The organism is Streptomyces sp. NPDC020845, assembly GCF_044334165.1.
In the GTDB taxonomy this organism is placed as follows: Bacteria; Actinomycetota; Actinomycetes; order Streptomycetales; family Streptomycetaceae; genus Streptomyces.
In genome coordinates this window covers 46,324-71,802 of the sequence record NZ_JBIRSJ010000030.1, presented here as the reverse complement: position 1 = coordinate 71,802, position 25,479 = coordinate 46,324, and the positions used below count along the sequence as shown (strand labels likewise).

The 25,479-nt window shown below is 69.1% G+C and carries 28 protein-coding genes and 3 pseudogenes; 18 read left to right on the top strand and 13 right to left on the bottom strand.

What is annotated here, in order from left to right:
- Positions 1 to 179 precede the first annotated feature (179 nt).
- From ACH4U7_RS49620 to ACH4U7_RS49610, 3 genes and pseudogenes are all read left to right on the top strand, one after another.
- Positions 180 to 593 (top strand): annotated as a pseudogene (locus tag ACH4U7_RS49620) (SAM-dependent methyltransferase); the annotation flags it as partial.
- Between the two features lie 80 nt (positions 594 to 673).
- Complete coding sequence (locus ACH4U7_RS49615) at positions 674 to 1,417, top strand: SAM-dependent methyltransferase (protein WP_398534353.1); 744 nt, start codon at positions 674 to 676, stop codon at positions 1,415 to 1,417.
- 131 nt (positions 1,418 to 1,548) lie between these two features.
- The gene (locus tag ACH4U7_RS49610) at positions 1,549 to 1,716 is read left to right on the top strand and encodes a hypothetical protein (protein WP_398534352.1); all 168 of its coding nucleotides are present in this window, start codon (positions 1,549 to 1,551) and stop codon (positions 1,714 to 1,716) included.
- A gap of 251 nt (positions 1,717 to 1,967) precedes the next feature.
- Here ACH4U7_RS49610 and ACH4U7_RS49605 read toward each other — a convergent pair whose 3' ends face one another.
- Positions 1,968 to 2,480 (bottom strand): hypothetical protein, encoded by a 513-nt coding sequence (locus tag ACH4U7_RS49605; protein ID WP_398534351.1) that lies wholly within the window; start codon positions 2,478 to 2,480, stop codon positions 1,968 to 1,970.
- Entirely contained in the window at positions 2,477 to 3,388 is a 912-nt protein-coding gene (locus ACH4U7_RS49600; RefSeq protein ID WP_398534350.1) for an arginase family protein, read from the bottom strand. The genes ACH4U7_RS49605 and ACH4U7_RS49600 overlap by 4 nt, the downstream gene beginning before the upstream one ends.
- Positions 3,389 to 3,481: 93 nt before the next feature.
- Here ACH4U7_RS49600 and ACH4U7_RS49595 point away from each other — a divergent pair, with 93 nt between their 5' ends.
- The gene (locus tag ACH4U7_RS49595) at positions 3,482 to 4,150 is read left to right on the top strand and encodes a CGNR zinc finger domain-containing protein (protein WP_398534349.1); all 669 of its coding nucleotides are present in this window, start codon (positions 3,482 to 3,484) and stop codon (positions 4,148 to 4,150) included.
- Between the two features lie 228 nt (positions 4,151 to 4,378).
- On the opposite strand, the gene ACH4U7_RS49590 is transcribed toward ACH4U7_RS49595, so the two are convergent.
- The 4 genes from ACH4U7_RS49590 to ACH4U7_RS49575 all read right to left on the bottom strand — a co-directional run bounded on the left by ACH4U7_RS49590 (position 4,379) and on the right by ACH4U7_RS49575 (position 7,393).
- Positions 4,379 to 5,452, bottom strand: a complete 1,074-nt coding sequence (locus tag ACH4U7_RS49590; protein WP_398534348.1) for a DUF4419 domain-containing protein — start codon at positions 5,450 to 5,452, stop codon at positions 4,379 to 4,381.
- Positions 5,453 to 5,965: 513 nt separating this feature from the next.
- A complete protein-coding gene (locus tag ACH4U7_RS49585; RefSeq protein WP_398534347.1) occupies positions 5,966 to 6,139 on the bottom strand; it encodes a hypothetical protein in 174 nt (57 codons plus the stop codon).
- 196 nt (positions 6,140 to 6,335) lie between these two features.
- Entirely contained in the window at positions 6,336 to 6,806 is a 471-nt protein-coding gene (locus tag ACH4U7_RS49580) for a hypothetical protein (RefSeq protein ID WP_398534346.1), read from the bottom strand.
- The gene (locus ACH4U7_RS49575; protein ID WP_398534345.1) at positions 6,803 to 7,393 is read right to left on the bottom strand and encodes a helix-turn-helix domain-containing protein; all 591 of its coding nucleotides are present in this window, start codon (positions 7,391 to 7,393) and stop codon (positions 6,803 to 6,805) included. The genes ACH4U7_RS49580 and ACH4U7_RS49575 overlap by 4 nt, the downstream gene beginning before the upstream one ends.
- On the opposite strand from ACH4U7_RS49575, the gene ACH4U7_RS49570 reads away from it, so the two are divergent.
- Positions 7,392 to 7,910, top strand: coding sequence for a GNAT family N-acetyltransferase (locus tag ACH4U7_RS49570; RefSeq protein ID WP_398534344.1), 519 nt, complete (start codon positions 7,392 to 7,394; stop codon positions 7,908 to 7,910). The genes ACH4U7_RS49575 and ACH4U7_RS49570 overlap by 2 nt on opposite strands.
- Positions 7,911 to 8,157: 247 nt before the next feature.
- Here ACH4U7_RS49570 and ACH4U7_RS49565 read toward each other — a convergent pair whose 3' ends face one another.
- Positions 8,158 to 8,856, bottom strand: a complete 699-nt coding sequence (locus ACH4U7_RS49565) for a TetR/AcrR family transcriptional regulator (protein ID WP_398534343.1) — start codon at positions 8,854 to 8,856, stop codon at positions 8,158 to 8,160.
- Between the two features lie 139 nt (positions 8,857 to 8,995).
- On the opposite strand from ACH4U7_RS49565, the gene ACH4U7_RS49560 reads away from it, so the two are divergent.
- Entirely contained in the window at positions 8,996 to 10,129 is a 1,134-nt protein-coding gene (locus ACH4U7_RS49560) for an FAD-dependent oxidoreductase (RefSeq protein WP_398534342.1), read from the top strand.
- A 467-nt stretch (positions 10,130 to 10,596) separates the two neighbouring features.
- Positions 10,597 to 11,313 (top strand): hypothetical protein, encoded by a 717-nt coding sequence (locus tag ACH4U7_RS49555; RefSeq protein WP_398534341.1) that lies wholly within the window; start codon positions 10,597 to 10,599, stop codon positions 11,311 to 11,313.
- 19 nt (positions 11,314 to 11,332) lie between these two features.
- Here the strand turns inward: ACH4U7_RS49555 and ACH4U7_RS49550 are convergent, their stop codons facing one another.
- On the bottom strand, positions 11,333 to 12,028 hold the full coding sequence (locus ACH4U7_RS49550; protein WP_398534340.1) for an alpha/beta hydrolase: 696 nt from the start codon (positions 12,026 to 12,028) through the stop codon (positions 11,333 to 11,335).
- Positions 12,029 to 12,212: 184 nt separating this feature from the next.
- Positions 12,213 to 12,653: a MarR family winged helix-turn-helix transcriptional regulator gene (locus tag ACH4U7_RS49545; protein ID WP_398534339.1), complete on the bottom strand. Its 441-nt coding sequence runs from the start codon at positions 12,651 to 12,653 to the stop codon at positions 12,213 to 12,215.
- 99 nt (positions 12,654 to 12,752) lie between these two features.
- On the opposite strand from ACH4U7_RS49545, the gene ACH4U7_RS49540 reads away from it, so the two are divergent.
- Entirely contained in the window at positions 12,753 to 13,676 is a 924-nt protein-coding gene (locus tag ACH4U7_RS49540; protein WP_398534338.1) for a zinc-binding alcohol dehydrogenase family protein, read from the top strand.
- A gap of 86 nt (positions 13,677 to 13,762) precedes the next feature.
- Here ACH4U7_RS49540 and ACH4U7_RS49535 read toward each other — a convergent pair whose 3' ends face one another.
- Positions 13,763 to 14,755: a hypothetical protein gene (locus ACH4U7_RS49535; RefSeq protein ID WP_398534337.1), complete on the bottom strand. Its 993-nt coding sequence runs from the start codon at positions 14,753 to 14,755 to the stop codon at positions 13,763 to 13,765.
- Positions 14,719 to 15,114: a hypothetical protein gene (locus tag ACH4U7_RS49530; RefSeq protein ID WP_398534336.1), complete on the bottom strand. Its 396-nt coding sequence runs from the start codon at positions 15,112 to 15,114 to the stop codon at positions 14,719 to 14,721. The genes ACH4U7_RS49535 and ACH4U7_RS49530 overlap by 37 nt, the downstream gene beginning before the upstream one ends.
- A 100-nt stretch (positions 15,115 to 15,214) precedes the next feature.
- Between ACH4U7_RS49530 and ACH4U7_RS49525 the strand changes: the two genes are divergently transcribed.
- From ACH4U7_RS49525 to ACH4U7_RS49490, 8 genes and pseudogenes are all read left to right on the top strand, one after another.
- The gene (locus ACH4U7_RS49525; RefSeq protein ID WP_398534335.1) at positions 15,215 to 15,832 is read left to right on the top strand and encodes a TOPRIM nucleotidyl transferase/hydrolase domain-containing protein; all 618 of its coding nucleotides are present in this window, start codon (positions 15,215 to 15,217) and stop codon (positions 15,830 to 15,832) included.
- 430 nt (positions 15,833 to 16,262) lie between these two features.
- Positions 16,263 to 16,796: a dTDP-4-dehydrorhamnose 3,5-epimerase family protein gene (locus tag ACH4U7_RS49520; protein WP_398534334.1), complete on the top strand. Its 534-nt coding sequence runs from the start codon at positions 16,263 to 16,265 to the stop codon at positions 16,794 to 16,796.
- A gap of 53 nt (positions 16,797 to 16,849) precedes the next feature.
- Complete coding sequence (locus tag ACH4U7_RS49515; RefSeq protein ID WP_398534333.1) at positions 16,850 to 17,917, top strand: glucose-1-phosphate thymidylyltransferase; 1,068 nt, start codon at positions 16,850 to 16,852, stop codon at positions 17,915 to 17,917.
- Complete coding sequence (rfbB, locus tag ACH4U7_RS49510; protein ID WP_398534332.1) at positions 17,914 to 18,861, top strand: dTDP-glucose 4,6-dehydratase; 948 nt, start codon at positions 17,914 to 17,916, stop codon at positions 18,859 to 18,861. The genes ACH4U7_RS49515 and rfbB overlap by 4 nt, the downstream gene beginning before the upstream one ends.
- A 147-nt stretch (positions 18,862 to 19,008) precedes the next feature.
- A pseudogene (locus tag ACH4U7_RS49505) lies at positions 19,009 to 19,173 on the top strand (NDP-hexose 2,3-dehydratase family protein); the annotation flags it as partial.
- Between the two features lie 75 nt (positions 19,174 to 19,248).
- Positions 19,249 to 19,917: pseudogene (locus tag ACH4U7_RS49500) on the top strand (ISAzo13 family transposase); the annotation flags it as partial.
- Between the two features lie 86 nt (positions 19,918 to 20,003).
- Complete coding sequence (locus tag ACH4U7_RS49495) at positions 20,004 to 21,032, top strand: SDR family oxidoreductase (protein ID WP_398534331.1); 1,029 nt, start codon at positions 20,004 to 20,006, stop codon at positions 21,030 to 21,032.
- A 10-nt stretch (positions 21,033 to 21,042) separates the two neighbouring features.
- Positions 21,043 to 21,858: a helix-turn-helix domain-containing protein gene (locus ACH4U7_RS49490; protein WP_398534330.1), complete on the top strand. Its 816-nt coding sequence runs from the start codon at positions 21,043 to 21,045 to the stop codon at positions 21,856 to 21,858.
- 37 nt (positions 21,859 to 21,895) lie between these two features.
- Here the strand turns inward: ACH4U7_RS49490 and ACH4U7_RS49485 are convergent, their stop codons facing one another.
- Complete coding sequence (locus tag ACH4U7_RS49485) at positions 21,896 to 22,444, bottom strand: hypothetical protein (protein WP_398534329.1); 549 nt, start codon at positions 22,442 to 22,444, stop codon at positions 21,896 to 21,898.
- A 404-nt stretch (positions 22,445 to 22,848) separates the two neighbouring features.
- On the opposite strand from ACH4U7_RS49485, the gene ACH4U7_RS49480 reads away from it, so the two are divergent.
- The gene (locus ACH4U7_RS49480) at positions 22,849 to 24,024 is read left to right on the top strand and encodes a macrolide family glycosyltransferase (protein WP_398534328.1); all 1,176 of its coding nucleotides are present in this window, start codon (positions 22,849 to 22,851) and stop codon (positions 24,022 to 24,024) included.
- Between the two features lie 5 nt (positions 24,025 to 24,029).
- Here the strand turns inward: ACH4U7_RS49480 and ACH4U7_RS49475 are convergent, their stop codons facing one another.
- Positions 24,030 to 24,665 carry an ArsR/SmtB family transcription factor gene (locus ACH4U7_RS49475; protein ID WP_398534370.1) on the bottom strand — a complete coding sequence of 212 codons (636 nt, stop codon included), beginning with the start codon at positions 24,663 to 24,665 and terminating at the stop codon, positions 24,030 to 24,032.
- Between the two features lie 66 nt (positions 24,666 to 24,731).
- Between ACH4U7_RS49475 and def the strand changes: the two genes are divergently transcribed.
- On the top strand, positions 24,732 to 25,391 hold the full coding sequence (gene def, locus ACH4U7_RS49470; protein ID WP_398534327.1) for a peptide deformylase: 660 nt from the start codon (positions 24,732 to 24,734) through the stop codon (positions 25,389 to 25,391).
- Positions 25,392 to 25,479: the final 88 nt, after the last annotated feature.

Genomic DNA, 25,479 nt, shown 5'->3' with positions numbered 1-25,479 from the left:
TTCGCAGGCCAGGGGCGCGGCGGATCGACGACGGCCGACACCGTACGGCCGGGCCGTGCGGAAGGGCAACGGAACGTGTCCGTGTCGGTGGCTAGGGTTGCGATCATGGATATCGAGGAGACCAACCGCATGTGGCGGACGGCGCTGGCCGTCGGCGACTCGCGCGGTGTCGAACAGTTGCTGCGGCTGTCCAGCAATTCACCGATCCGACGGCGTGGCAGGAGACCCTGCGACGAGCCTACGGAGCGCTCCGGCCGGGCGGCCACCTGGTGTTCGAGACCCGGGATCCGGCCAGGCGCGCCTGGGAAGAGTGGAACCGCGAGACCTCCTACAAGATGATGGAGATCCCGGGCTCCGGCGCGGTCGAAAGCTGGGTCCAGCTGATTGAAGTCAGCCTGCCCCTGGTGACGTTCCGCTGGACCTACGTGTTCGCTGCCGACGGGCAGGTCCTCACCTCGGATTCAACGCTGCGTTTCCGCGAACGGCAGGAGATCGAGGCCGACTTGACCGCACAAGGCTATGTGGTGGAGGACGTCCGCGACGCACCTGACCGGCCCGGCAGGGAGTTCGTCTTCCTCGCACGATGTGCGTAGGTCAACCGCCCGGCGTGGGGTGCCAAGACGTGAGCGAAACCGAGGTGCGCGCAACCTCTGTCGATTGACAAGCTGTGCTGATGAACCGTGAAGATATGTCCCGGATCGCTCATGCTGAGCACCCGATCAAGTCTCCGCTCGACGACGACTCGGTCGGTCGGCTGCTGGACCGTGGGCTCCCGAGGGGCGACGAACGGGTGCTCGACCTCGGTTGCGGCGGAGGGGAATGGCTCCTGCGTGCCTTGGCCACACGACCGCACCTGCACGCCGAGGGCGTGGACATCTCCGAGGACGCCCTGGCCCAGGCGGCCGCCGCCGCGATCGACCTCGGCGTCCAGGAGCGCCTTGTCCTTCACCACCAGAAGGCCGAAGACTTCGTATCCGCAGAGCCGTTCGACGTGGTCCTCAGCTTCGGAGCCACGCATGCCTTCGGTGGCCTGCTCCCCACCCTCGCCGCGGCCCGCAGGCACCTGGCTCCCGGCGGCCATGTCCTTCTCGGTGAGGGATTCTGGGATCGCCCCCCGTCGCAGGAGGCCATCGACATGCTCGGGAACTTCACCGACCTGGCGACCACCGTGGAACGTGTCGTCGCCGACGGATGGACTCCTGTCGATGGGCACGTCAGCACGCGTCGCGAGTTGGACCACTACGAGTGGGCCTGCTGGGGTTCGCTGGCCGCATGGGCTCTGGACCACCCTGCCGATCCGGACAGCTCGCACGTGCTCGAAACAGCCGCGACCCGTCGCTGGGAATGGCTGCGCGTCTACCGGGACACCTGGGGCTTCGTCTCCCTGGTGCTGCGCCAGACGTCCGATCGTGCCTGAACCAGCCCTCCTGCCCGAACCCGACCGGTACGGTCGCGTCAGGCTCGACTCACTCCCGTGGCATCGAGCTGCGGTACAACGGATCCTGCGCGTGAGGCAGGATTTTCGGCTCCCCGGGCGACCTGGTGTGGGTGGACCGCAGCTTCGACCGCGGCCGGACCTGGGAACAGCCCAGCGTCACCAAGATCAACACCGGCGGCAGCAACCACACCGACGCGTGCAACAACCGCGGCAATCTCATGCGAGCCTGCGGCAAGGCCAGCAACTACCCCGATGTCGCCTGCACCACCTGGTGGTGACCCGGCGCCGACGACAACTCCGCGTCGGTGACGATGCCAGTGGTCCGTGGTGCCTGCCGGCGCAGGCACCACGGACCGGGACACGCTCGAGCTCGTGAAGTACGGGCGACCGGGACGGGGCTACTCGTCCGACGTCCGTATCGCCGGACCGATCCGTCTTCATGGGTGGCGACCCAGGAATCACAGAGAAGGCCGACGACGTGTGGTGCTCTTGCGCCGGTAGGAGGGCCTGGCCGTTGCATTGAGACCGCTCACCGTAGGCGCCGGGCGTTGACCTCTTGGTCGAGCCGCCAGGTGTGTCCGCCGTCGGTCGATCGTTCGTTTCGCCAGTGGAAGGTGTCGGCGGTGATGTCGGCGAAGGTCCAGCGGACGAGGTCGCTGCCGGTGGCGCGTTCCATGACGACCTCATCATCGACCTCGCGGGCGTACATGTGCACCAGGCCGCCACGGGCGGTGCCGTGGAAGGTGAACCGCCATAGTTGCAGGCGCGGGTCCCAGATCCGCACGCACAGACCGCACTCCTGGTCGCGCGAGCGACCCGCGGCAGGGAGTTCGTCGCGCCCAGGCCATCGCCAGACGTCCAGGACCGCTCTGCCTTCCAGGGCGTAGCCAAACTCCCATTCGCCGCTGACTCGGCGGGCCGGTGAGTTGTTGGCGGCGGCGTAGTAGGTGATCTGGGTCGCCCAGTGTCCGGCCAGGCGTCCGAACTGCTCCATCTCGTTCGCGCACAGGTCGCTGGGGCCATCGGCAAGTAGCGTCTTCAAGCGTGCGTCTCCACGGTCGCAAGCGGGGTCAGGGCGGAGGCGAGGCAGTCGACGATGGGAGCGGCGTACGCGCCGTCCGGGTCGAGGTCGGGATCGTAGATGGCGACATCGAGCCCCACCACCCGGCCGGTACTGACCAGGGTCGAGATGAGTTCGGCGAGCTGGGAGAAGTCCAGGCCGGGACTGCCCGGAGAGTCCACCGCGGGCAGCGCGCGTTCGTCGAGCACATCGAGGTCGACATGGAGCCAGACGCGGTCCAGCCCACGCCGCTCCAGGCGGCTGATGACCCGCTCACCCAGATCGGCGATACCGATCTGCTGGATCTCCTGGGCGGTGAACCGGGTGACCGGGGGTATCTCCTCGTCCTCCCGGTCGCCGATCTGGACCACGTCCTCGTCGGCGACCAGCGGTCGGCCCACCACCGGCCAATGGGAGAGCAGCAGCTCACCACGGCCGGTGGCCAGGGCCAGATCCATCCCGGCCGCCGAGCCGAGGGACGAACTGGCGTCGTAGTTGCCGGGGTGCCGGAAGTCGCTGTGCCCGTCGAGGTGTACCAGGCCGCAACGTCCGTCGCGGCGGGCCCCCAGCAGGCACCCCAGCAGGATGCTGCAGTCGCCGCCCAGCACGACCGCGAACCGGGAGGCAGCGAGCGCGGCCTGGACCGACTCGCCAAGCCGCAGCGCGTGCTCGCGGATGGTCACCCCGTTGCGGATACGGGTCGCCGGCTGCGCGTCGAACTCGTACGGGGGACGGTCGAGCTTCACCACCCGGGCCGGCCGCAGCCGCGCTTCCAACCCCGCCGCCAGCAGCGCTTGCGGTGCCTGCCACGTGCCGGGCTCGCGCCCCGGAGCGGGCGGTCGCAAGCCGAGATTCCAGGGGGCCGTGATGAGTTCAACGGCGTCAGCCAAGGCCGTCTCCTTTCAACCGGGAGGCATTCCAACCGGATAACATGTGTACAGTGGTTGGATAGAGTGAGGCAAGCCCATGAAAGGCGGTCGTGCGTGACGGGAACCATCCAGGCTCACACCTTTAAGCCCCGTGACCTGGTCGGCGGGCACTTCGTCATCGACCTGGTGAACACGGTCACGGCTCGTGACGCGGAGCCGATCGACTGGCTCGACGGCTACCCGCGCCTGTTGGAGTGGGCCGCTCTTACTGGTCAGTTCGCCCCTGCCGCCCTCGCGGACTTGCGGCGGCTGGCCGAGACCGAGCCCGGCAAAGCCGCGCTGGCCCTGGACCGAACCCGCGAGCTGCGCGAGGCTCTGCACGACCTCATCGCGGCACTGATCCACCAGGACCCTCCAGCTCCTGCGGAGGCGGTCGACCAGGTTGAGAATCATTGGAAGCACGCGGTCGCCAGCGCTCGCCTCACCGTCCGCGAGAACACGCCACAGCTCCAGGTCAGCGTCGAGACATCAGGGCTCGAGTACCTCAACCACGAACTCGTCCTGCAAGCGTTCGACCTGCTTCGGTCACTGCCGCTGGAACGCACCCGCGTCTGCACTGGCCTGCGATGCGGCTGGGTGTTCATCGACGGCTCCCGCGGCGGCCGCCGCCGCTGGTGCGATATGGCCACCTGCGGAAACTCCGCGAAAGGCCGAACCCACTACCAGCGGAGGCGACAGACCGCGAGCCGACAGGAACATCAGCAGCCGCCCAGCGACCAGTAGTTCCCAACGTCCCGTCACGGACCAGAAACGGATGGCCGCCGGGGCGGGCCGGAGTTCGTCGGCTCGCCGACGGCGGTAGGCCGGGCGGCGGGCCGGCGCAGCAGCTCGTCGAGGGACGGTCTGCGGCACGGCGGGCGGCACGCCGCCCCTCCCCCACTCAGCGAGGACTCACCTCCGCCTGTGCGAGGAGCACCGTGAGCGGAGGAGTGTCTCTGCGGAGCGGGGTGGCTACGGTGCCCGCAGCGCGTTGCCGAGGTCCGGGCCGTGGAGAAGTTCGACCACGGCGTGGCCCAGCTGGGGCCGGATCCACTCACCGCTCCGTTCTATGCCGATGACGCCTCCGAGGAAAGCCATGTCGTAGGTGCCGGTGGGGGTCTCCCAGCGGAACGGGACGCAGGAGACATGGGAGGGGAAGTCGTCCTCAGCGATGGTGCCGTGGCCAAATGACTGTTTGGGACTTGCTCCGTCGTCGGTGTACCGGTGAGCGAAGAAGGCGGTGATCCAGCCGGTGACCCGGTCGCCGCCGGACGCCGACTCCCACTTGTAGAGCGAACTCCAAAATCCGTGGTCGACGCCCCACCCGGAGGCTGTCGCACTGATCGCCTCCAGCACCGGCTGCAGGGCGGCAAACCACGGCCGCAGACCCTCGAACCACCCCGCCAGCTCCCGCACCCGCGCCGCCAACAGGCGCCAGTCCCGGTCCGTGCCCTCCAGCCGGATCCGCGGAATGCCGCAGAGCGTCTGCCACCGGAAACGGTAATACGGGCTGACCACGTCCATCAGCGCGACCAGCGCGGCGGTGGCATCGGCGGGGGTGGTCGTGGAGAAGGCGGGCTGGAACAGGTCGGCCACCTCGTCGCCGATCCTCGAGCGCAGGGGCTGTTGAACCAGGTTGATTGAGCGCCCCCAGCCCTGCGGGGCGAAGTCGTCGCGGACGGCGATGGTCTGCTGGTATCCGGGGGTGTCGGTGAAGACTCCCTCGTACGTACTGGGGTTCAGCCGGACGTGAACGGCCACCTCGTGGACGACGGCGTACCAGAGCAGGTCGGGTGACAGGCTCAGTGGCAGGTGGGCGGTGAAGCACAGGTGGATGGCACGCAGCAGGAGGCTGGAGGTGGGCTCGGTGGTCTCCGGAGCGTTGGTGGGCCAGCCTACGAGGCGGTCACTGCTGCGGTGATGAAAACGCGCCTGGTCTCGGAGCACCGCCCGCAGGAAGCGCTCGTTGCCGAGTTCGGTCAGTTCAGCCGCGAGCTGAGCGGCATTGGGGTCTTCGCCGAGCGGGAGATCTATCTCCAAAGCCATCCATATCCCCCAGGAGCAGTGATCGGCCTCGATCCTAGAAGGTCGATCAAGCCCCTGGGTTCTGGCTCACTGCTCGCGACGGATCGACAGCCAAAGATCCTCCCAGCCCAGCCGACTTGGTGTCCCGCTGACGTACCTGTTCGGGCGCTTTCCGCCCGCGTCGCGGGCGGCCGGAGGATTGGACACTCGACGTATGCCCGGGCCGAGGGTGTATGGCTCTCACCGACGGGGGATGCGGTGAGAGCCATCCTCAGTATGGCATGGAATGGGCATCGAAGTGCCCGATCCGGGCTGCAAATCTCGCATATATCCACAACTTTGGCCCCACGCGGCTCAGCCGCCTCAGCCCGCTCGCACCAATACTTCGTCTCTGCCGCTCCCCGGTGGTACCCCACCCTCGCCGGTCGCAGCCACGCCATGCTGCTGCCCCACCGCCTCCGCGTGGGCGAACACGCCCGCATCCGCCCAGGCAGATGCCCCCTCTCCGTCGCAGGGTGCCCAGGGACTCCCTGGTCAAGTCAATTCGAGCTCGGCGCGATAACACTCAGTCATATAGGGCATCTCCGTTGGACGCTCCGCGTCCAACAGCGTGCGGACCCGGATCAGCAGCTCCTCCCGTATCCCGGGCTCCAGAGTGATCACGTAGCTGCGGGAGCCGATCATCGCCATGACCTCCCCAGCCGTCATCGGATGGCTCCACCGGAAGTCCTGCCGCTCGACGGACCCAAAAGGCGCGCCCACGCACTCCACTTGTCGGTCCTCCGTCGGCGCTGCGGCGCAGTCACGCAGGATTCGGTCCAGCTCTGCGACCCAGGGCACCGACACGTCACGAGAGTTCCACACCAGGCCAAGCCGCCCACCTGGACGCAGCACCCGGGCAACTTCAGGGACCGCCCGCTGCGGGTTCACCCAGCGCCATGCCTGCGCGCAGACCAGAGCCGGCGGCCACGGTGGCAACGCCGGTTCCGCGGCGCCCGGGCGGAGCGTGGCGGCCTGCGATGCTGCTGGCCTGGGCCGCGACGCTGGCGGCCGCGCCGATGAGCATGTAGGAAGCCAGGAGCACGACCGCGCCGGGTGCGGCCGCGCCGAGGGCGAGGGCCGCGGCCAGGGCGGTGAGTTGCGCGCCGACCAGGCGGTTGGGGGCGAGGTGGTCGGTGAGGGGGAGCAGGAGGGCGAAGCCGGTCATGCAGCCGGTGAGCGCGGCGGTCGGCACCAGGCCGATCACGGAGAGCGGGACGCCCAGGTCGGCGGCGACCGCGGAGAGCGCCGGCTGGATGGCGTAGTTGTTCGCGATCGCCGTTGCGGCTATGGAGGCGAGAAGGAGTGTGCCGCCCCGGGCGAGGGGGCGCGTCACGGTGTTGTGCCTCGGGTGAGGATGACGGCGTAGCGGCACTCGGTGTCGGTGGTGTTGGCGAAGACGCGCTCGGCGGGCTCGCCGAGTTCGATGGTGTCTCCGGTGTCGAGTTCATGGACGGTGTCGCCGTCGCGGAAGGTCAGGTGGCCGTCGAGCACCCAGACGATCTGGCGGATGAAAGCGAAGGCGGCGGCCGGATAGGGCACGCGGGCCCCGGGGGGCAGGCGGATCTCGGCGATCTCCGCTGGGAAGTGGGGGCCGGTGATCTGGCGGCGGCGGTAGCCGGTGGCGGGGTCGCGCCACTCGGCCGCGTCGGCCTGTCGGCGCACTCCCGGGATTCCCTCTGTGTCGTCCGGGGTTCCTTCGGCGAGGGCGAGCAGGGAGGCGACACTGAGCTGGAAGGCGGCGGACAGCTTGCCGAGGACGACGGCGGTGGGGCTGCTCTCGCCGCGCTCGATCCGGTTGATCATGGCGCGGGAGACCCCGGAGGCATCCGCGAGCTGGGCCAGGGTCCACCTGCGGCGCTCGCGTTCGGTGCGGACGCGAGCTGCGATCTGCCCTACCAGAGGATCTATTATGTTAGACATGAATCCAATATACGAGAAAAGGCTGGCTGTGGAAGTGCACCCGGCCCGCCCCGGCGACGCGGAGGCCATACGCGCCATCCGCAACCACGCGATCGAGCACTCGACGGCCCTGTGGACGCAGACCCCGCAGTCCCCCGCCGAGGGGGCCGCCTGGCTGGCCGTACACCTGGAGCGCGGATCGGCGTTCGTGGCCGAGGTGGAAGGCGAAGTGGCCGGGTTCGCGGTCTACGGCCCCTGGCGAAAGCTGGACGGATACCAGCACACGGTGGATGACTCGGTCTACGTCCGCGAAGGCCGACACGGGCTCGGCATCGGCTCCGCGCTGCTGGCCACCCTCATCGCGTCTGCGCGCGAAGCCGGCCACCACGTCATGATCGCCGATATCGAAGCCGAGAACGCCTCCTCGATCCGGCTGCATGAACGGTTCGGGTTCCACCACGTCGGCACGGTGCCGGAGGTCGGCTTCAAGTTCGGCCGATGGCTCGACCTGACGATCATGCGGCTGCCCCTGACCTGAGCCGCCGATGCAACCGTCGGTGCAGGGGCGGTGCCGAGCGATACGAGGGGGGACCGGTGCGTCCACCCGCCGCGCCGGGTGCCGTCATTGGCCGCGCGGTTCACCCCATCGGTTCGCCCCATCGGTTCACCCCATGAGGCGAACCGGCCGGCCCGGCAGTCCTCACCACCGTGGCCGGACAGCCGGGGGCCTCACCCGGCTCGGGTGGCGGGTGGGCGGCTCAGCTGGCGGGTGGGGTGCACGCCTGTCAACTGGGCAGGTGGAGAGCGGCGATGCCGGCGAGGACGAGATCGACCCCGGCGAGGAACTGCTCGCGGTCGTCATGCTCGCGCACCTGGTCCGCGACGGCCCGGGTGAATGGGTATTCGTCAGGGTCGAGCTCTTCCCACGTCGTCGATACGGCGTCGAGGAACTCGGCGCGATCCACGTCGGGCCCGAGAATGCGGGCGTTCGCGGCGTTCTGGCCGGCGGCGCCCAGGATGTAGTGCATCAACGCTGAGGTCGCCATGAACCAGTTGCCCTCGGGCACACCCAGCGCGCGGACCCGCCGACCGATGCTCTCGAAGATCCGCGGTGTCACCGCCCCCCAGGGGCTGCGGGAGAGCTGCGTGGCAAGCTGCGTGGCGAGCCACGGGTGTTCATCGATCGATTCGAACAGGCCGAGCGCGACGGCGCGGATCTCGTCCTGCGGCGAGCCCGGAGACTCGGCGGGTTCGATGGCCAGAGCGGTGGCGACAACGGCGTCAGTGGCGGCGTCGAGCAGCTCACCCTTGTTCGCCACATGCCAATAGATCGCCCCGGGCCCGGTGGCGAGGCGCTCGGTCAGCGCCCGGAACGTCAGCCCGCCCTCCCCGGCCGTGTCGAGCAGCTCGACGGCGGCCTCGACGATGCGCTCGCGGGAGAGCGCCTCGGTGCGCCGCTGTGACCGGCGTGTCCGCGTTGCCATGCGGCCATTTTGACATATCTGGAGCGCTGTTCCAACATGGAGCATCGTTCCATGCTGGAGCGTTGTTCCAATGATGGAACGACATACCAGAGAGGCCGACCGGACCTCACCGGGCGGCCTCGATCCCGAAGGAGTCACAATGCGCACTCCCGTCACGATCATCGGCGCCGGCCTCGGCGGCCTCACACTCGCCCGCGTCCTGCACGTCCACGGAATCCCGGCCACGGTCTACGAGGCGGAGCCCTCCCCGACGGCGCGCGCGCAGGGCGGGATGCTCGACATCCACGACTACAACGGCCAACCGGCCCTCCGGGCGGCAGGCCTGATCGACGAGTTCCGCGGCCTCATCCTGGAGGGCCGCGAGGCGACGCGGGTCCTCGCTCCGGACGGGACCGTCCTGCTCGACGAACCCGACGACGGCACGGGCGGACGCCCCGAGGTGCAGCGCGGTGAGCTGCGACGGGTCCTCCTCGACTCACTCCCGGCCGACACCGTCCGGTGGGGCCACAAGGCCAGCGGCGTCCGTGCCCTCGGTGACAGCCAGCACGAGGTGACCTTCGTCGACGGCACCACCATCGCCACGAGCCTGCTGGTCGGCGCGGACGGCGCGTGGTCACGGGTCCGGCCGCTGCTCTCCCCCGCCACACCCGAGTACGCCGGCATATCGTTCGTCGAGACCTACCTGTTCGACGCCGACACCCGGCACCCGGCCAGCGCGAAAGTGGTCGGCGGTGGGGCGCTGTTCGCGCTCTCGCCGGGGAAGGGGATCCAGGCGCACCGGGAGAGCGGCGGGACCCTCCACACCTACCTGGCGTTCCGCAGGTCGCAGGACTGGTTCTCCGGCATCGATTTCACCGATCCCGCCGCGGCCACCGCCCGACTTGTTCAGGAGTTCGACGGCTGGGCACCGGAGCTCACCGCGCTGATCGCCGACGCTGACACCGCCCCGGTCCTGCGCCCCATCCACACCCTGCCCATGGAACATCAGTGGGATCGGGTGCCGGGGGTGACCCTGCTCGGCGACGCCGCCCACCTCATGCCCGCGTCCGGCGAAGGCGCCAACCTGGCCATGTACGACGGCGCCGAACTCGGCAAGGCCCTCACCGCCCACCCCGACGACAGTGAGGCCGCGCTCGCCGAATACGAACAGGCCATGTTCCCCCGCAGCGCTGCGGCCGCCGCTGACGCCGTCCGCATCCACGAGGCCATCTTCGGCGACCACGCGCCCCAGGGCCTGACCAACATGATCACCGGACACGAGCAGACCCCATGAGCCACTGGTCGCGTGGGGCCCAATGGCACCGATGAACCAGCCAGGGTCTGGGCCGGGACCCCGAGTCGTCCACTGCTCGGTCTCGGCCTTCGCCGGGGAGGACCCCGCAGGCCCGAAGGCGGATTCGACCCCACCCGCACCTCGGGCATGGACGCTCCGAGCACGGTGGAGCGGGTTCGTTTCGAGCAGGCCCACACCGACTTCGCCACTCTCCGGAACACGGACGTCCCCCGGCCCCGGCCGGGTCCCGTGGCGCCCAGCACACGACCTTGATCGTTCTCGTCGACAACCGCTGTGCCGATGCCCCCCAAGGCCGTTCGACAAGCGGGCGTACGTCTTTCACGGCACCGTGACCGTTGCTGCCCCGCGCCTCCGGCTCGCTCATGACTCGCCAGAGAGTCCAGGGAGGCTTCGTTGATACCCTGCGATCTTCGCCGGTTACCCGGACGGAGTCCCGGCGGGTCGCTATGTCCTACTCCCACCACCAGCTCATGACAGCCCTCGACGCCCTGGACCGCGCGTTTGCCGGTGAGGTGCCCTTCCCCGTCCAGGGGTGCACATTCTGCTACGGCGAGCAGCACCTCGCCGAGCTCTCCGGGCCGCTGCATCTGATATCCGACGGCATGGTCACTTCCGTCGCCATGAAGGCGCCCAGTCACTGGGACGACTTCCCCCGCCTCTTTCGCCGTCTGACCCCACGCATCGTCCGCCCCGTCGTCACCGGCCAGTTCCATGTCGACGAGAACCTCATCGCCTCCCGCTTGCTGGAGGCGGGCTGGACTACGTGGGACGAGCCCTTGGCCGACGCCCTCCGTGACGTCTGGTCCGCCTGGTGGCCGACCACCCTGCACACCCACCCCAGCCCTGTCCCCATCAGGGAAACCCTCAGCCTCATCACCGTCGCCACCAACACCTTGCGCCCCTGGCTGGACATGTGGACCGCCACCCGCGCTCCGGCCGCCGACGCGCACCTGGCAGACCTCATCGACGACGTGATGTTCGAGTTCGAGATCACCGACCTGCGCATGGGTTTCTATAACGAGTACCACGCCACCGCGGAGTTGCTGGACTGGCTCCTCACCGACGCACGAGACCGCGTCGACGACACGCGACTGGACGAGCCCTATCTCCTTGCACACCACCGGACAGCCGGCCGGCACCGCGACTCCCCGGACACGCCCTGAGGGGCGTATCGGAAGGAGATCAAGCCGAAGTGGCGAGTTCGACGAGGTGCCGGGCCGTGCCGGCAGGATCGACGATCTGATGGAGGTGTGCGCCGGGCAGGTGCGCCACACGCCAGCCGCGTTCGCGCGCCTCGGCGGAGAGGTCGTCATACGGGGGGCCGAACAGCAGGTAGGAGCAGGGGTGGTCATCCCAGCTGTCGGGCACCGGGATGTGCTGCTCGTAGTAGGACAGCGGCAGGGTGGGCTGCTCCTCGATGACTGTCTGCCGCATCATCGGATCAGAGAACATGGGTGCGACGTCCGCCTCGTCCCACCAGTCGGTCCAGCGCGGCAGCCTGCCATTCACAGCCATCGGGCGAAGGAACTCCAGCAACTCAGGTGAGGCGACAGGGGTTGGTCCGATCCGGGCCGGCAGCGCGGCATCGACGAAGATCGAGTTGGTCACCGGATGGTCCACGCCGGAGCGAATCGCCGGGAGAAACAAGCCTGCGTTGCTGTGTGCCACCAACGTGACAGGGCTGCCGGCCGAGACCTGCCGCAGGTCGTCGCGGATGGCACTGACGACGCGGGGCCAGAATGGCGGAGCACCTGCGCCTATGTGCAATAGGGAGGGCACCCGTACCTGGTATCCCGCCGCCGTCAGATGTTCAGCCACAGGGTGCCAGGTCGAGGGACCCACGGACGGACTGTGCAGGAGAACGAAGATCGGCTGCATGTGATGATCCTGCCGCCCATGCCATCGGAGCCGCGACAGTCTTAGCCGACGGCAGAACACTTCACTTCGAAGCGGTTCACGCGCTGCCGAGCGGTATTCGAGAGTGGGACCACCCCTATCGGGTGCCTTTCTCGCCCAGAGCTGGTCCGGGTCTCACCATGGTGGGCCAGCGCCTCCCTCCGGGTCACCGCACCCCGCTGATCCTCCGCAGCATCTCCAGGAACTGCTCCCGCTCGGCTGCCGACAGCGGGGCCAGGAGTTCGTCGTTGGCCGACTCCCCCGCCTTCGTGCACTCCTCGAGGCGCCGCTCGCCCTCGGCGGTGAGGCTCACCGCGTTCTTGCGGCGGTCGGCCGGGTCGGGGGCGCGTACGACGAGGCCCGCCGCCTGAAGATCGTTGAGGACGCCGACCATGTCCTTCGGGTCGAGCGAGACGGTCCTGCCCAGTTCGGCCTGGGCAACCGGGCCGAGATCCGCCACGGCCGCAAGGACCACGTGGTGCCACATCTTCATGTCGTGTCGCGCAAGCGCCTCCGCGACCAGGCCGCGCCCGCGGGCCGCCGCCCGGCCGAGGAGCCAACTCGGAAGGGCGCGGATTCGGCTGGGCGCCGGCGGGTTCTCTGCCATGCACGGCAGCATACCGAGAAAACGTTGGACTTCCCAACGACCTTCTGGATATCGTTGGGAAGTCCAATGAATCCCAAGGATGTCGGGAGGCGATCGCGCATGCGGCGCATTCGGTATGAACACATCGGCGGCCCCAGAGCCCTGTTCCAGGAAGAGGTCCCGGTCCCGGAGCCCGGAGCCGGTGAACTGCTCGTCAGGATCGAAGCGATCGGCGTCACGCTCCCCGTCGTACGCAAAGTGCGCGAGGGTACGCAGCCCATCCCGCTCGGCGGCGAGCTGGCCGGTGAAGTGGTGCGCGTCGGCGAAGGCGTGAGCGGATACGCGCCGGGTGACCGGGTCACCGGGCTCTGCTTCGGGCATGGGTATGCGGAGTACGCGCTGCTGCACACCGCGATGGCCTCACCCGTCCCGGCGGGCGCCACCGCCAAGGACGCCGTCGCGCTGGTCCGCAGCGGCGTGGTGGCGCTCGGTGCGCTGGAGGCCGCGCGCCCGGAGAAGGGCGAGTCGGTTCTGGTCACCGCGGCGGCGAGTGGGGTCGGCCATCTCGCCCTGCAGTTGGCCCGGCTGAGGGGTGCCTCACGCGTCGTCGCCGCCGTGGGCGATCCTGCCAAGGCGGACTTCGTACGCTCCTTCGGCGCCGATGCCGTGGTGACATACGACCAAGGTGGCTGGGGCGAGCCGGTCGACATCGTGCTCGACGCGGTCGGTGGCGAACTGCTCACACCCGCCGTCAAGGCGCTCGCGCCTGGTGGGCGGCTGGTCGCGTACAGCTCGGGCGGTGGCACCATCGAGGCGTACGACCTCCTCGTGGGCGGCAAGTCGGCCATCGGGTTCCAGGTGGCGATCGTGGCCAGAACCCAGCCACAGCGGTATGCGGGGTGGATCGAGGAGCTGTGGAGGCTGTTCGGTGAGGGTGCACTGCGGCCCGCGGTCCACGCCGAGTTCGCCCTCGCAGACGCGGCACGGGCGCACGCGACGATCGAGGGCCGGGTCAATCAGGGAAAGGTCGTCCTGGTGCCCTAGGACTGGTCCAGGACCCCAGCCGCCGCGTAGGTCCTGCCACCGCGTAGCCCTTCAGCCCCATGGCCCGCCTTGCCCCACCATGGCCCCTACGGCTGCTGCCACCCGATGTCGATCATCACGAAACCTTCGCCCGGACTCGGGGGGCGGCTCCAGGACCGGGTGCGGAAGGTATGCAGACGTCCGCGCTCGAGGGCCAACCGCGGCAGCCGGTCGCCGAACTCGGCCGCCAGGGCTTCCAAGACGCGGCGCTCGCCCAGCCGCTCCTCGTGCGGTTCGTCCTGCGGGAAGAGACCGTCCGGGTCCAACGCGACCGGCACGGTACCCCGTCTGCTGACGGCGGCCCCCCGGACGGTGAACGCGTACCGCTCCTCGCCTCTCTCCGCGACCGACAGATGGACGACGCCTGGGCGGTCCCCGTGGGAAGGCTCGCTCCACACCGTCACCGCGCGGGTGCCCCGGGAAGCGGCGGTGCCTGGAGAGACGAACCGCCCTTCGTTGAAGCCGCGGCCCGACTGCGGCTCGAAGGCGAAGCTCCAGCCTGGGCCCGCCCGGCCGACGGCGGTCAGGGCCTCGTCCTCCCACATCTGGTGCACACGCGTACGCGAGTCCCACAGGGTCGTGGGTTCGTCCAGGACAGCGGAGTCGTCGGCGCCAATACGGCCGGGCAGTTCGGTCGGCTCGACCCCTTCCACGAGGAGGAAGCGGTATGACACCAGGAAGTTGCCGGGATCTCCTTCCGCCAGCCACGCCAGACCCGGCGGATCCAGGTCGGCCGCAGGAGGCGGGGCGTCGCCCTGCTGTCCGGCCCGGGGCGTGGCCAGCAGTTCCCGGCCCCGCTCCGGCGTGATCAAAGGACTGATGAGCAGGTCGGCGCACAGGCCGACCGGGGCGAGGTGGTCCGGGCCGAGCGGGAGCCATTCGGGCAGCGCGGCGCGCAGAGTGCGCCAGGCCGCGTCGGTGTCGCCCCAGCGGGCCTGCTCCCGCGCCTCCTCCACGGCGCGGCCGAACGGGCCGTCCGCGGTGCAGCGGTACGTGCCTTCCCTTATCTGTCGCAGGATCTCGTCCGCCGGCTCGCGCACCACGTGGAAGGCGCCCCCAGGCGGTGGGTCAACGACCTGTCGTCCCGGCGCTGTCGCGCCTGCCCGGCCGCCAGCACGGGCAGCACCTCCGGCACGTACCGCGGGTCGGTCGCGAACTCGTGAAAAGTCACCATGTACGTCTCCCCGAGCAGCCGACGGATCTGATCGCGCAGCCCCGTCGCCCGGGGCCTGCGGTACGAGATCGCCTCCGTCAGGGCCACCAAGGCCCGCTCATACCGCCCGCCCAGCGCGTCCAGACGGGCGGCCTCGACGGACGCGTCCAGTGCCCGCGTCGTCGCGTTGCCGAAGACCGCTCCCGAACGCTCCGAGCGGTCCACCTGCAGACTGTGGGCCTTCATACCGACCACCCTGCCAGCCACCACTGGCAACGCCCGCCGGCCAGGACGCGCCGGCGGAATCCTCTGGCGTGGTGGCCGGACAGGGGCGGAAACTCGTCTCATGGCTGACATGGAGTTGTTCCGGGAGGCGGTCACCGCATGGGCGGCCGGTGGCCCCGGCGACCCCGCGCGCGAGCTGGCCGCGCGGCTGCCCGTCCGGACGGCCGTCCTGCTCGAAGGGCTGAGCGACGCCGCAGCGGTCAGCACGCTGGCCGCGCGCCGCGGCCGGAACCTGGCGGCCGAAGGAGTCTGCGTCCTGCCGATGGGCGGTGCGATGAGCGTCGGGCGCTTCGCCGGCCTCCTCGGGCCATCCGGCCTGGGCCTGCGCCTCACGGGACTGTGCGACGAGGCGGAGCGTGGCTACTACGCCCGTGGCCTGGCGCGGGCCGGTGCGGGACGACAAGGGTTCTTCGTCTGCGCGGCGGATCTGGAGGACGAGCTCATCCGTGCGCTGGGCGTGAGGCGGGTGGAAGAACTCGTCCGGGCGGAGGGAGACCTGCGCGCCCTGCAGACCTTCCTGCGCCAGCCCGCGCAGCGAAGCCGCACCTCACAGCAGCAGTTGCGGCGCTTCCTCGGTACGAAGAAGGGGCGCAAGATCCACTACGGTCGCGTCCTCGTCGAAGCCCTCGGCCCCGACCGCATACCCGCCCCGCTCGACGGCCTGATCACCAGCCTCTGACGGCTGGGGCACGTCCCACAGCACCACCGGCATCCCAGTCACCGTCGTTCAACCCGGCCTCGTGGACACCACAGCCGCGTCATCCGACCGCCATGCCGACCCATTCAGACAGTTTCAATACCCGATGTCACCTTGAAAAGTTCAGGATCGGGCCAAGAAGGCGCTCCACTCGTCACCCGCGCGGCCGGTTGTGGGTTCCCATCTACCCACGCACACGTTGAGTTGGGGGGTGAATCGTCACGTGGGACTGGTGGTCAAGTGGCCGATGACTCTCGCGCGATCATGGCTCAGCAGGTAGTGTTCGAGAACGTATGGGGGGTCGGCTCGGCATTGCTGTCGCCGGAGCAAAGAGATTTGGGGTAATCGCCTGTCATGCGCAACGGGGGAAGGGCACGTTGATGATAAAACCGCTGTCCATTGACGCACCTGGTTGTTCCAGCCTCAACTTTTCAACGACGCTCGAGGCACGTTCGCAGCGTGGTATCAAAGGGACGTTTTCCAGGAAACGACCGGCCGCAGCATGCCGCTCGGCCAGGCCAATCTCCCGACCATCCGCCGAGGAGCGATTCGCGGCATTCACTTCGCCGATCTCCCGCCCGGTCAGGCGAAGTACATCACCTGCGCGAGCGGCGCGGTACGTGACGTGATGGTCGACCTGCGGGTCGGATCGCCCACCTTCGGCCGTTGGGAGATCGTGGACCTGGACGACCAGAGCCGGCAGGTGCTCTTCCTGACCGAGGGCATCGGGCACGCCGTGCAGGGGCTCACCGAGGAAGCGACCATCGTGTACATGTGCTCCGCCGGGCACGTCGCGGAGCGCGAGCGCGCCATTCATCCGCTCGACCCCGATCCCGGTATCGACTGGATCCCCGGCGTCGAGCCCATCCTCTCCGCCGAGGACACTGTCGCGCCCACCGTGGCCGAGGCCCAGGAGGCCGGGCTGCTGCCCGTATACCAGCCCTGATTCCCGTCGCTCGGCAGCGCAGCGCACGGCATCGCATCGCAGCGAGGAGAACCGTGAAGGCACTTGTCCTTTCCGGAGGTTCCGGAACTCGGCTACGTCCCATTACCCACACTTCGGCCAAGCAGTTGGTTCCGGTGGCCAACAAGCCGATTCTCTACTACGTCCTCGAAGGAATAGCGGAGACCGGCATCGAGGACGTCGGCATCATCGTAGGAGAGACCGCCGACGAGATCCGCGACGCGGTCGGTGACGGCTCCCGGTTCGGTGTCGACGTCACCTACATTCCGCAGGAAAAGCCGCTCGGTCTCGCGCATGCCGTTTTGACGGCGCGCGACTGGCTCGGTGACGACGACTTCGTCATGTATCTCGGCGACAACTTCCTGCTCAGTGGGATCACCGAGCAGACCGAGTTGTTCCGCGCGACCCGACCGGATGCCCAGATCATGCTCACGCACGTATCCGACCCGACCGCGTTCGGTGTCGCCGATACGGACGCGGCCGGCCGGGTCATCGGCCTCGAGGAGAAACCGGAGTTTCCCAAGAGCGACCTGGCGCTCGTCGGCGTCTACTTCTTCACCCCCGCCGTGCATGAGGCAGTCGACAGCGTCCGGCCCTCCGCCCGTGGCGAGTTGGAGATCACCGACACCCTCCAGTGGCTCATCGACCAAGGGCGTCGAGTGGAATCGTCGATCGTCACCGACTACTGGAAGGACACCGGAAACGCCACCGACATGCTGGAGGTGAACCGTTCCGTTCTCGACCGCCTCGAACACCGCGTCGAGGGCGCGGTGGACGAGGAGAGTGAGCTGGTCGGCCGGGTGGTCGTGGAACCCGGCGCCTCCGTCGTACGGTCGCGGATCGTCGGCCCCGTGATCATCGGCAACGGTGCTCGCGTCGAGGGCTCGTATGTGGGGCCCTACACCTCGGTGGCCGACGACTGCTCGGTCGTCGACAGTGAAATCGAGTACTCCATCGTCCTCCCCAACGCGACCATCGCCGGAGTGGGACGCATCGAGGCCTCGGTCATCGGGCGCTCCGTGGAGGTGACCCCGGCGCCGCGCACCCCGCAAGCCCACCGCCTGATACTCGGCGATCACAGCAAGGTCCAGATACGCGCATGAAGATCCTCATCACCGGCGCCGCCGGGTTCATCGGCTCCCATCTGACCCGTGTGATCCTCGGACCCGAGCGGCCGCTGGGCGACGATGTCCAGGTCACCGTCCTGGACAAGCTCACCTACGCGGGCAGCCTCGACAACCTCGCCCCGGTGCGCGACGCCCCCGGCTTTGTCTTCGTCCAGGGCGACATCGCCGACCCGGCGCTCGTGGACAGGGTCGTGCCCGGGCACGACGCCATCGTCCACCTCGCCGCCGAGTCCCACGTGGACCGTTCGATCGACTCCGCGCAAGCCTTCGTGCACACCAATGTGGTGGGCACCGGCGTGTTGCTGGACGCCGCGCTGCGACACGAGATCTCTCGGTTCGTCCATGTGTCGACCGATGAGGTGTACGGGTCGGTCGAGTTCGGCTCCGCCACCGAGGAAGACCGCCTGCAACCCAGCTCGCCATACTCGGCCACCAAGGCCTCAAGTGACCTGCTGGCGCTCTCGTACCACCGGACACACGGGCTCGACGTCCGGGTGACGCGCTGCTCCAACAACTACGGCCCGTACCAGTTTCCCGAAAAGCTGATTCCGATCTTCGTCACCACCCTGCTCCGGGGCGGCAGCGTCCCCCTGTACGGGGACGGCGAGAACGTGCGGGACTGGCTGCACGTCGACGACCACTGCCGCGGTCTGCTCGCGGTGCTCACCGGAGGCAGGGCGGGCGAGGTCTACAACATCGGCGGTGGCACCGAGCTGTCCAACAAGGAACTCACCGCGCTCCTGCTGGACGCATGCGGCGTGGGCTGGGAGCGGGTCGACTGGGTCGAGGACCGCAAGGGACACGACCGGCGGTACTCGGTCGACTGGAACAAGATCCGACGCGAGCTCGGCTACCGGCCGGCGCGCGACTTCACGGCCGGCATCGCCGACACGGTGGCGTGGTACCGCGCGCGGCTGTGAGCCACGCGCGGTACGCCGGTCCCGTCGGCTGGTTCCACCAGCCGGTTCCGCCGATCGGGTTCCGCCCACCAGTTCCGCCGATCGGGTTCCCCCGACTGACCGCCGGTCCGCCGTATCAAGCGGTGCCTGAGGCGGTCCGCTCCCCCGATGCCTTGCCGTTCACGTACCCCTCGATCAGCTCGCAGGTGGTCTCGACACCCCGGTCGTCGTATCCGCTACGGTGCGATGCGCTCGGAGGAGGGCGGTCGGTTCCGCAACGCAGTGAGTCGCCATCTGCTCGTCGATGCCACCGAGGCCGAGGCTCCCCAGGATCCGCCGCCTGGCTACGCCTGGGTCACCTCCACCCAGCTGAGCGGACTCGTCCGCCACGGCCCGAAGTTCCAGGCGTTGTTGCCGCACCTGGACGAGCGTCAGCGCCGGCTGGCCATAGGGGCGGAAGCGCGGTCATTGGGGCATGGCGGGATCAGGCTCGTCGCCGCTGCGGCCGGGGCCCGGGAGGGCACGGTCTCGCGCGGCGTGGCTGAACTGGAGTCCGGCCAGAAACCGTTGGGGCGGGTCCGTCGTCCTGGCGGAGTCCGGAAGAAGGCGAGTGAGCTCGCCCCGGGGCTGCTGCCCGCACTGCTGGCGTTGGTCGAGCCCGACGAGCGGGGCGATCCGATGTCGCCGCTGCGGTGGACGACGAAGTCGACCCGGAAGCTGGCAGCGGAGCTGGCCCGGCAGGGCCACCGGGTCTCCGCCGACACGGTCGCTGGCCTGCTGCGGGAGGAAGGCTTCAGTCTGCAGGCCAACGCCAAGACCGTCGAAGGCGCTCAGCACCCGGACCGCGACGCCCAGTTCCGCTACCTCAACGAGCAGGCGCGAGATCACAGCGACGCTGGTGACCCGGTGATCAGCGTGGACACCAAGAAGAAGGAGCTGATCGGCGACTACAAGAACGCCGGGCACGAGTGGCGACCCGCCCAGCAGCCCGTGAAGGTCAACACGCACGACTTCCCCGGCCAGGCCCGGAAGGCGATTCCGTATAGGATCTACGACATGGCCGCGAACATCGGCTGGTCACCATCGGCACCTGAGCCTGTCCCTCGGAGTACTGGTATCGGGGAGATCTGGAACGCGACGATCCGGCTGTCGACCATGAAGGCATGGCACATGTACTCGTCACTGGTGGAACCGGGTTTCTGGGTTCCCATACGATCGCGCAGCTCCTGACCGCCGGGCACACCGTCACAACCACGGTGCGCTCCGCGGCACGGCGGCCCGACGTCGAGCGGATGCTCGCCGTGGCCGGAGCCCCGCACGCGGACGGCGTCTCCTACGTGGAGGCGGATTTGACGTCCGACCATGGTTGGGCCCGGGCCGTGGAGGGGGCCGACTACGTCTTGCACATGGCCTCGCCGTTTCCCGGAGCGCGGCCGAAGAACGAGGACGAGGTGATCGTCCCGGCCCGTGACGGTGCCCTGCGGGTCCTGCGCGCCGCTCGGGGCGCGGGCGTCCGGCGCACCGTGCTGACCTCTTCCTTCGCGGCGGTGGGCTACGGCCATGGCCACACCGGTCGGACCTTCACCGAGGACGACTGGACGGACACCGAGGGCCCGGGGGTGTCCGCGTACATCAAGTCCAAGGCGGTTGCCGAACGGGCCGCCTGGGACTTCGTCGAGACCGAGGGCGGCGGCCTGGAGCTGACCGTGATCAACCCCGTGGGAATCTTCGGGCCGGTCCTCGGACCGGACTACTCTGCATCGATCCGCATCATCCACGCGATGCTGACCGGCGGAATGCGCGCCGCGCCGCCGATCTGGACCAACACGGTCGACGTACGCGACGCGGCCGACCTGCATCTGCGCGCCATGACGGCGCCCCAGGCAGCGGGAGAGCGGTATCTGGCGCTCGCGGGCGAGCCGGTTTCCTTCCACCACATCGCCCTCGCGTTGCGCACGCGGCTCGGCGAGGCCGCCGCCAAGGCCCCCACCGGCTCGGCTCCGACCTGGCTGCTGCGCCTGCTGGCGACGGTCAACCCGGCGCTGCGCGAGACGGTGCCGCAGCTGGGCGTGGTGCGTCGCGCTTCCCATGCGAAGGCCCACAAGGAGTTGGGCTGGTCCCCGCGTTCCAACGAGGACGCCGTCACGGCCACCGCCGAGAGCCTGATGCGCCTCGGGCTGCTGAGCGGCTAGCGTCGAGAACATGGCGCACGAGACGGCCGACACCCTGGGCGAGTTCCTGCGGGCCCGGCGCGGGCAGATCAGCCCCGAACAGGCGGGGCTGCCCGCGGGCGAGCGGCGCCGGGTCCCCGGACTGCGGCGGGAGGAAGTCGCCCAGCTCGCCGGCATCAGCCCCGAGTACTACCTGCGCTTGGAACAGGGCCGCAACCTCAACCCCTCCGACCAGATCCTGGCCGCCCTGGCGAGCGCCTTGCAGCTCGACGAGGACGCGGTTGCCTACCTGCACCGCCTCGCGCACCCCACCCCGCCCGCCCGCAGGCCGCGCACCCCCGCCCGTACGAACCAAGGCGATCTCCAGCCGCTCCTGGACAGCTGGCCGCAGACTCCCGCCTACGCCCAGGGCCCCAGCGGACGCGTCGTCGCGGCGAACCGGCTGGCCGTGTTGCTGTGCCCCTTCTTCGCCGTGGGCCACAACCCGCTGCGGGCCGCCTTCCTCGAACCCGAGATGCACAGCCTCTATCCGCAATGGGACGACATGACCGCCAAGGCCGTCTCCGGGCTGCGCGCCATGCTGAACATCGACGACGCCGACCCGGAGTTGCTGGAGACCATCGGTGAACTCACCGTCGCCAGTGAGCGGTTCAGCACCCTGTGGACCCGCCGCGAGATCCGTCGCCGCGACACCGGCTGCACCCGGCTCAACCACCCGCTCGTCGGCGAGCTCGACCTGCACTACGAGAAGATGGTGCGCCCGCAAGCCCGCCAGCTGATCGTCATCTACTACGCCGACCAGGGCTCCACCAGCGCCGAGCGCCTGACACTCCTCAGCACCCTCTGACCACGCCCCAGGACGGCGAACTCCAACACTCATTGTGTCAGCCGTTCTCAGAGGCCACCGGAGAGCCGCGGCAGGCCTTGAGGGCCGACGCGGCGGCGTCCTCCGATTCGGCGAAGCGCATGCCCAGCCAGGACCCATCCGCGAACCGGATCCGGAAGAAGGGGATGTCCGGGCCGGAGAGTTCCGGAACTTCCAAGCGCGCCGTGCCCGGGGGGATCTCGGTCACCACCCGCAGTTTGCGGGCCGGCCCCGGGTTCCAGAGCAGCCAGGGAGCGGCCAGCAGCAGGATCCGGGAGCGGCCGGCGTGCACGACAAGCAATCGTTCCGCGTCCGGTGCCTGCCCGTACCAGTCGAGGAGCAGTCGGCCGGCCGCGCCCTGCCAGTCGCCGTCAAAGACGCGGTCCAGCCCCTGCTGCGGGGCCAACTCCCGGCGCCGGCGCCGCTCGGTCCAGCGGGGCTTGTCGTTGCGGTACGCCTTGGGAGAGCCGGGCAAGCCCTCCAGCAAGGCCAACAGCAGCAGGGGCGAGAACAGGACGAAGCCGCAGGCCCGCACGAAGGCGATCCAGGGCTTACGGCGCGGTCTCATCCGCGTCCGCCCGGCAGCGTGTGCCCCCGCCGGCGGGGTGGGGAGCGGACCGGCCAGCCGACACCAGCCCACCGCCTCGGCACCAAAGCCCACTATCGAACTGGCATTCCCCAGGACCCGTTCCGTCGCCACCTTGGTCAGAATATGCGCTACCCCACATGCCACCCGCCCGGGTGGCCCCGGATGGCGGCCGACCGTAATTGACGTGCCCAGAAGCCTTGGGCGGGCTAAGGTCTCGGGCATGTACTTCCTCCTTCAGATCTACGGCTGACACGGGCCGGGCAGTGCCCCGGCTCCTCTCCCGCATGCCCATATGCGCCGCCGTGACCGAGTTCGTCTCGGAGCCGTCGGGGCGCTGGCCTGCCGTGTCCTTTTCGCCGTAGAACTGAAATGAGTGATCTTCCATGTCCCGTCGCCGTGCCCACATCGCGATGGTCGGCATCCCCGCCGTCAGCCATGTCCTGCCGAGCCTTGAGATCATCCGTGAGTTGGTGACCCGCGGCCATCGGGTCACCTACGCCAACGACCCCGCGGTGGCCGACCTGATCGCGGCCACCGGCGCCGAACTCGTGCCCTGCGCCTCCCGACTGCCGGTCGCCGACAACAACTGGCCCGACGACCCCATCGCCGCGGCGGGCCTCTTCCTCGACGACGCCATCCAGGCACTTCCCCAGTTGCGCGCCGCCTACGACCAAGACCCGGCGGACCTGTATCTGTACGACATCGGCGCCTACGCCGCGCGCGCCCTGGCCGAATCGCAAGACCGGCCCGTGTTGCAGTTGTCCCCGACGTTCGTGGCCTGGGAGGGCTACGACCAGGACGTCGCGGCACATCTGCGGCAGCTGCCGGGCGCCGACGCATATCAGGCGAAGTTCGCACAGTGGCTCGCCGACTGCGGGGCGTCCACCACCGACGTGGACGCCTTCTCCGGTCGTCCCGCGCGGGCCCTGGCGCTGATCACCCGGGCGATGCAACCGCACGCCGACCAGGTCGACACCGATACGGTGACCTTTGTCGGGCCCTGCTTCGACACACGTGTGGGTGGGGACGGTTGGACCCGCCCGAGGGATGCGGAGAACGTGCTGCTGATCTCGCTGGGCTCGGCGTGCACCCGTCAGCCGGAGTTCTACCGCCAGTGCCTGGCGGCCTACGGCAACCTGCCCGGTTGGCACGTCGTACTCCAGATCGGCAAGTACACCGACTTGGCCGAACTCGGCGACATCCCGTCCAACGTCGAGGTGCACTCCTGGGTCCCGCAGCGGGCGATTCTGGAGCAGGCTGATGCCTTCGTGACCCACGCCGGTATGGGTGGCTGCGGCGAAGGACTGCTGGCAGGCGTCCCGATGATCGCCGTGCCGCAGGCCGCCGATCAGTTCATGAACGCCGATCAGCTCGTGGAACTGGGTGTGGCACGCCGTATCGACACTCCGGAAGCCACCGCCGAAACCCTACGGACGGCCCTGAACGACCTGGTCACCGACGCGGAGGTCGGCCGCCGCTCGGCACTGCTGCGCGCCGGCGCACGGGCCGAGGGCGGCACCCCGCGCGCCGCCGACCTCATCGAGAACATGCTGGCCTGAGCCTTTCAGGAGTCAGTCGATTCATCGACACTTCGACGCGGCGCGGGCTGCGGTTGACCGGAATGTTCAGCGAGAAGCGGGAACAGTCGGGCAACCGCGGCTACGGCCACGGCATCCCGGGGGCGCGAGCTGGGGTGGTGCTCCCGGTGGCCGTAGCCGGCGAACAGACGGCGGATGGATGCGGCGAGTTCAGCCAGCTCCGTCGGGGTGAGGTGGAGGACGGCGCTGAAGGACTCGTCCGGCTGCCACGCGGCCGGTGCCTGGTCTCGGTGAGCCAGCCAGTGTTGGTAACTCTCGTCCTCCAGCCCGCGGGCGAGGGTGCCGAACTCTTCAGCCTTTCCCTGATCGGTCTTTCCCTGCTCGATCGGGTGGAGGGAGCCCCACCGCAGCCGCCACGGCCGCGCTCGGCCGCCTTGGTGCGGCGCTTCCTCGATGAGGCCGTACCGGGCCAGCTGACGCAGGTGGAAGGAGCAGAGTCCGGAGCTGTGGCCGAGGCGGGCGGCGGCTTCGGTGGAGGTGAGGGTGCCGGTTTCGGCGAGCAGGTCCAGCAAGGCGATGCGCACGGGATGGTCGGGGAGGGACTGGCGGGCACGGTCCGGCAGGGGGCTCGCGGCTTCGCTTTGACGGATTTCATCGCTCACTTTGCAAAGAGTGCTACTTTGCAAAGGACTTGGCAAGCCGTTGGGCATGGAAGGCGTGGATGGTTCATGGCTATGGGGTTCGGTGACTCGGCACGGGATCGTCGGGTGCGGGTACAGGGTGAGCCTGTCGAGTCCTATCCACGGCTCGCTCCGGAGGTGAATCGCGGTGCGGTGCGCCGGATCACCGTGGTCGGGGAAGAGATTCTGCGCCGCCGGTGCCGGGAGGTGACCGAGTTCGGCACACCGGAGCTGGCGAAGCTGATCGACGACATGTTCGCCACCAACCAGGTTGCGGAGGGGGCCGGGCTCGCCGCCAACCAGGTCGACGTGGACCTGCAACTGTTCGTTTGGGACATCACGGACGAGTGGGGCGTCCGTCATGTCGGACACATCGCCAACCCGGCCCTGGACGAGGTGGCCGCCGAGCACCGCCGCCTGGTGGAGGAACCTGAAGGCTGTCTGTCCGTCCCCGGCCCCTACCGCGTGGTTCCCCGCCTCGACCATGCCATAGTCCGGGGCCGTGACAAGGACGGCAATCCGCTGGTGATCGAGGGCAGGGGCTACTTCGCCCGGTGCCTGCAGCACGAGACCGACCACCTTCACGGCCGCCTGTATCTGGACCGCCTCGCACAGCGGGAGCGCAAAGCGGCCCTCCGTGAGATGAAGGACTCCCAGGACAAGGTCTTCGCCCGGCGTGCCTCTGTGGCGGAAAGACTCGGCAAATGACCGGCGTTCTGGTGACCACCGGATCCCTTGCGTTATGCAACAGTGAACAGAGACCCTGGTGTTACGCATGGCAGCGAGCGCGGCCTCG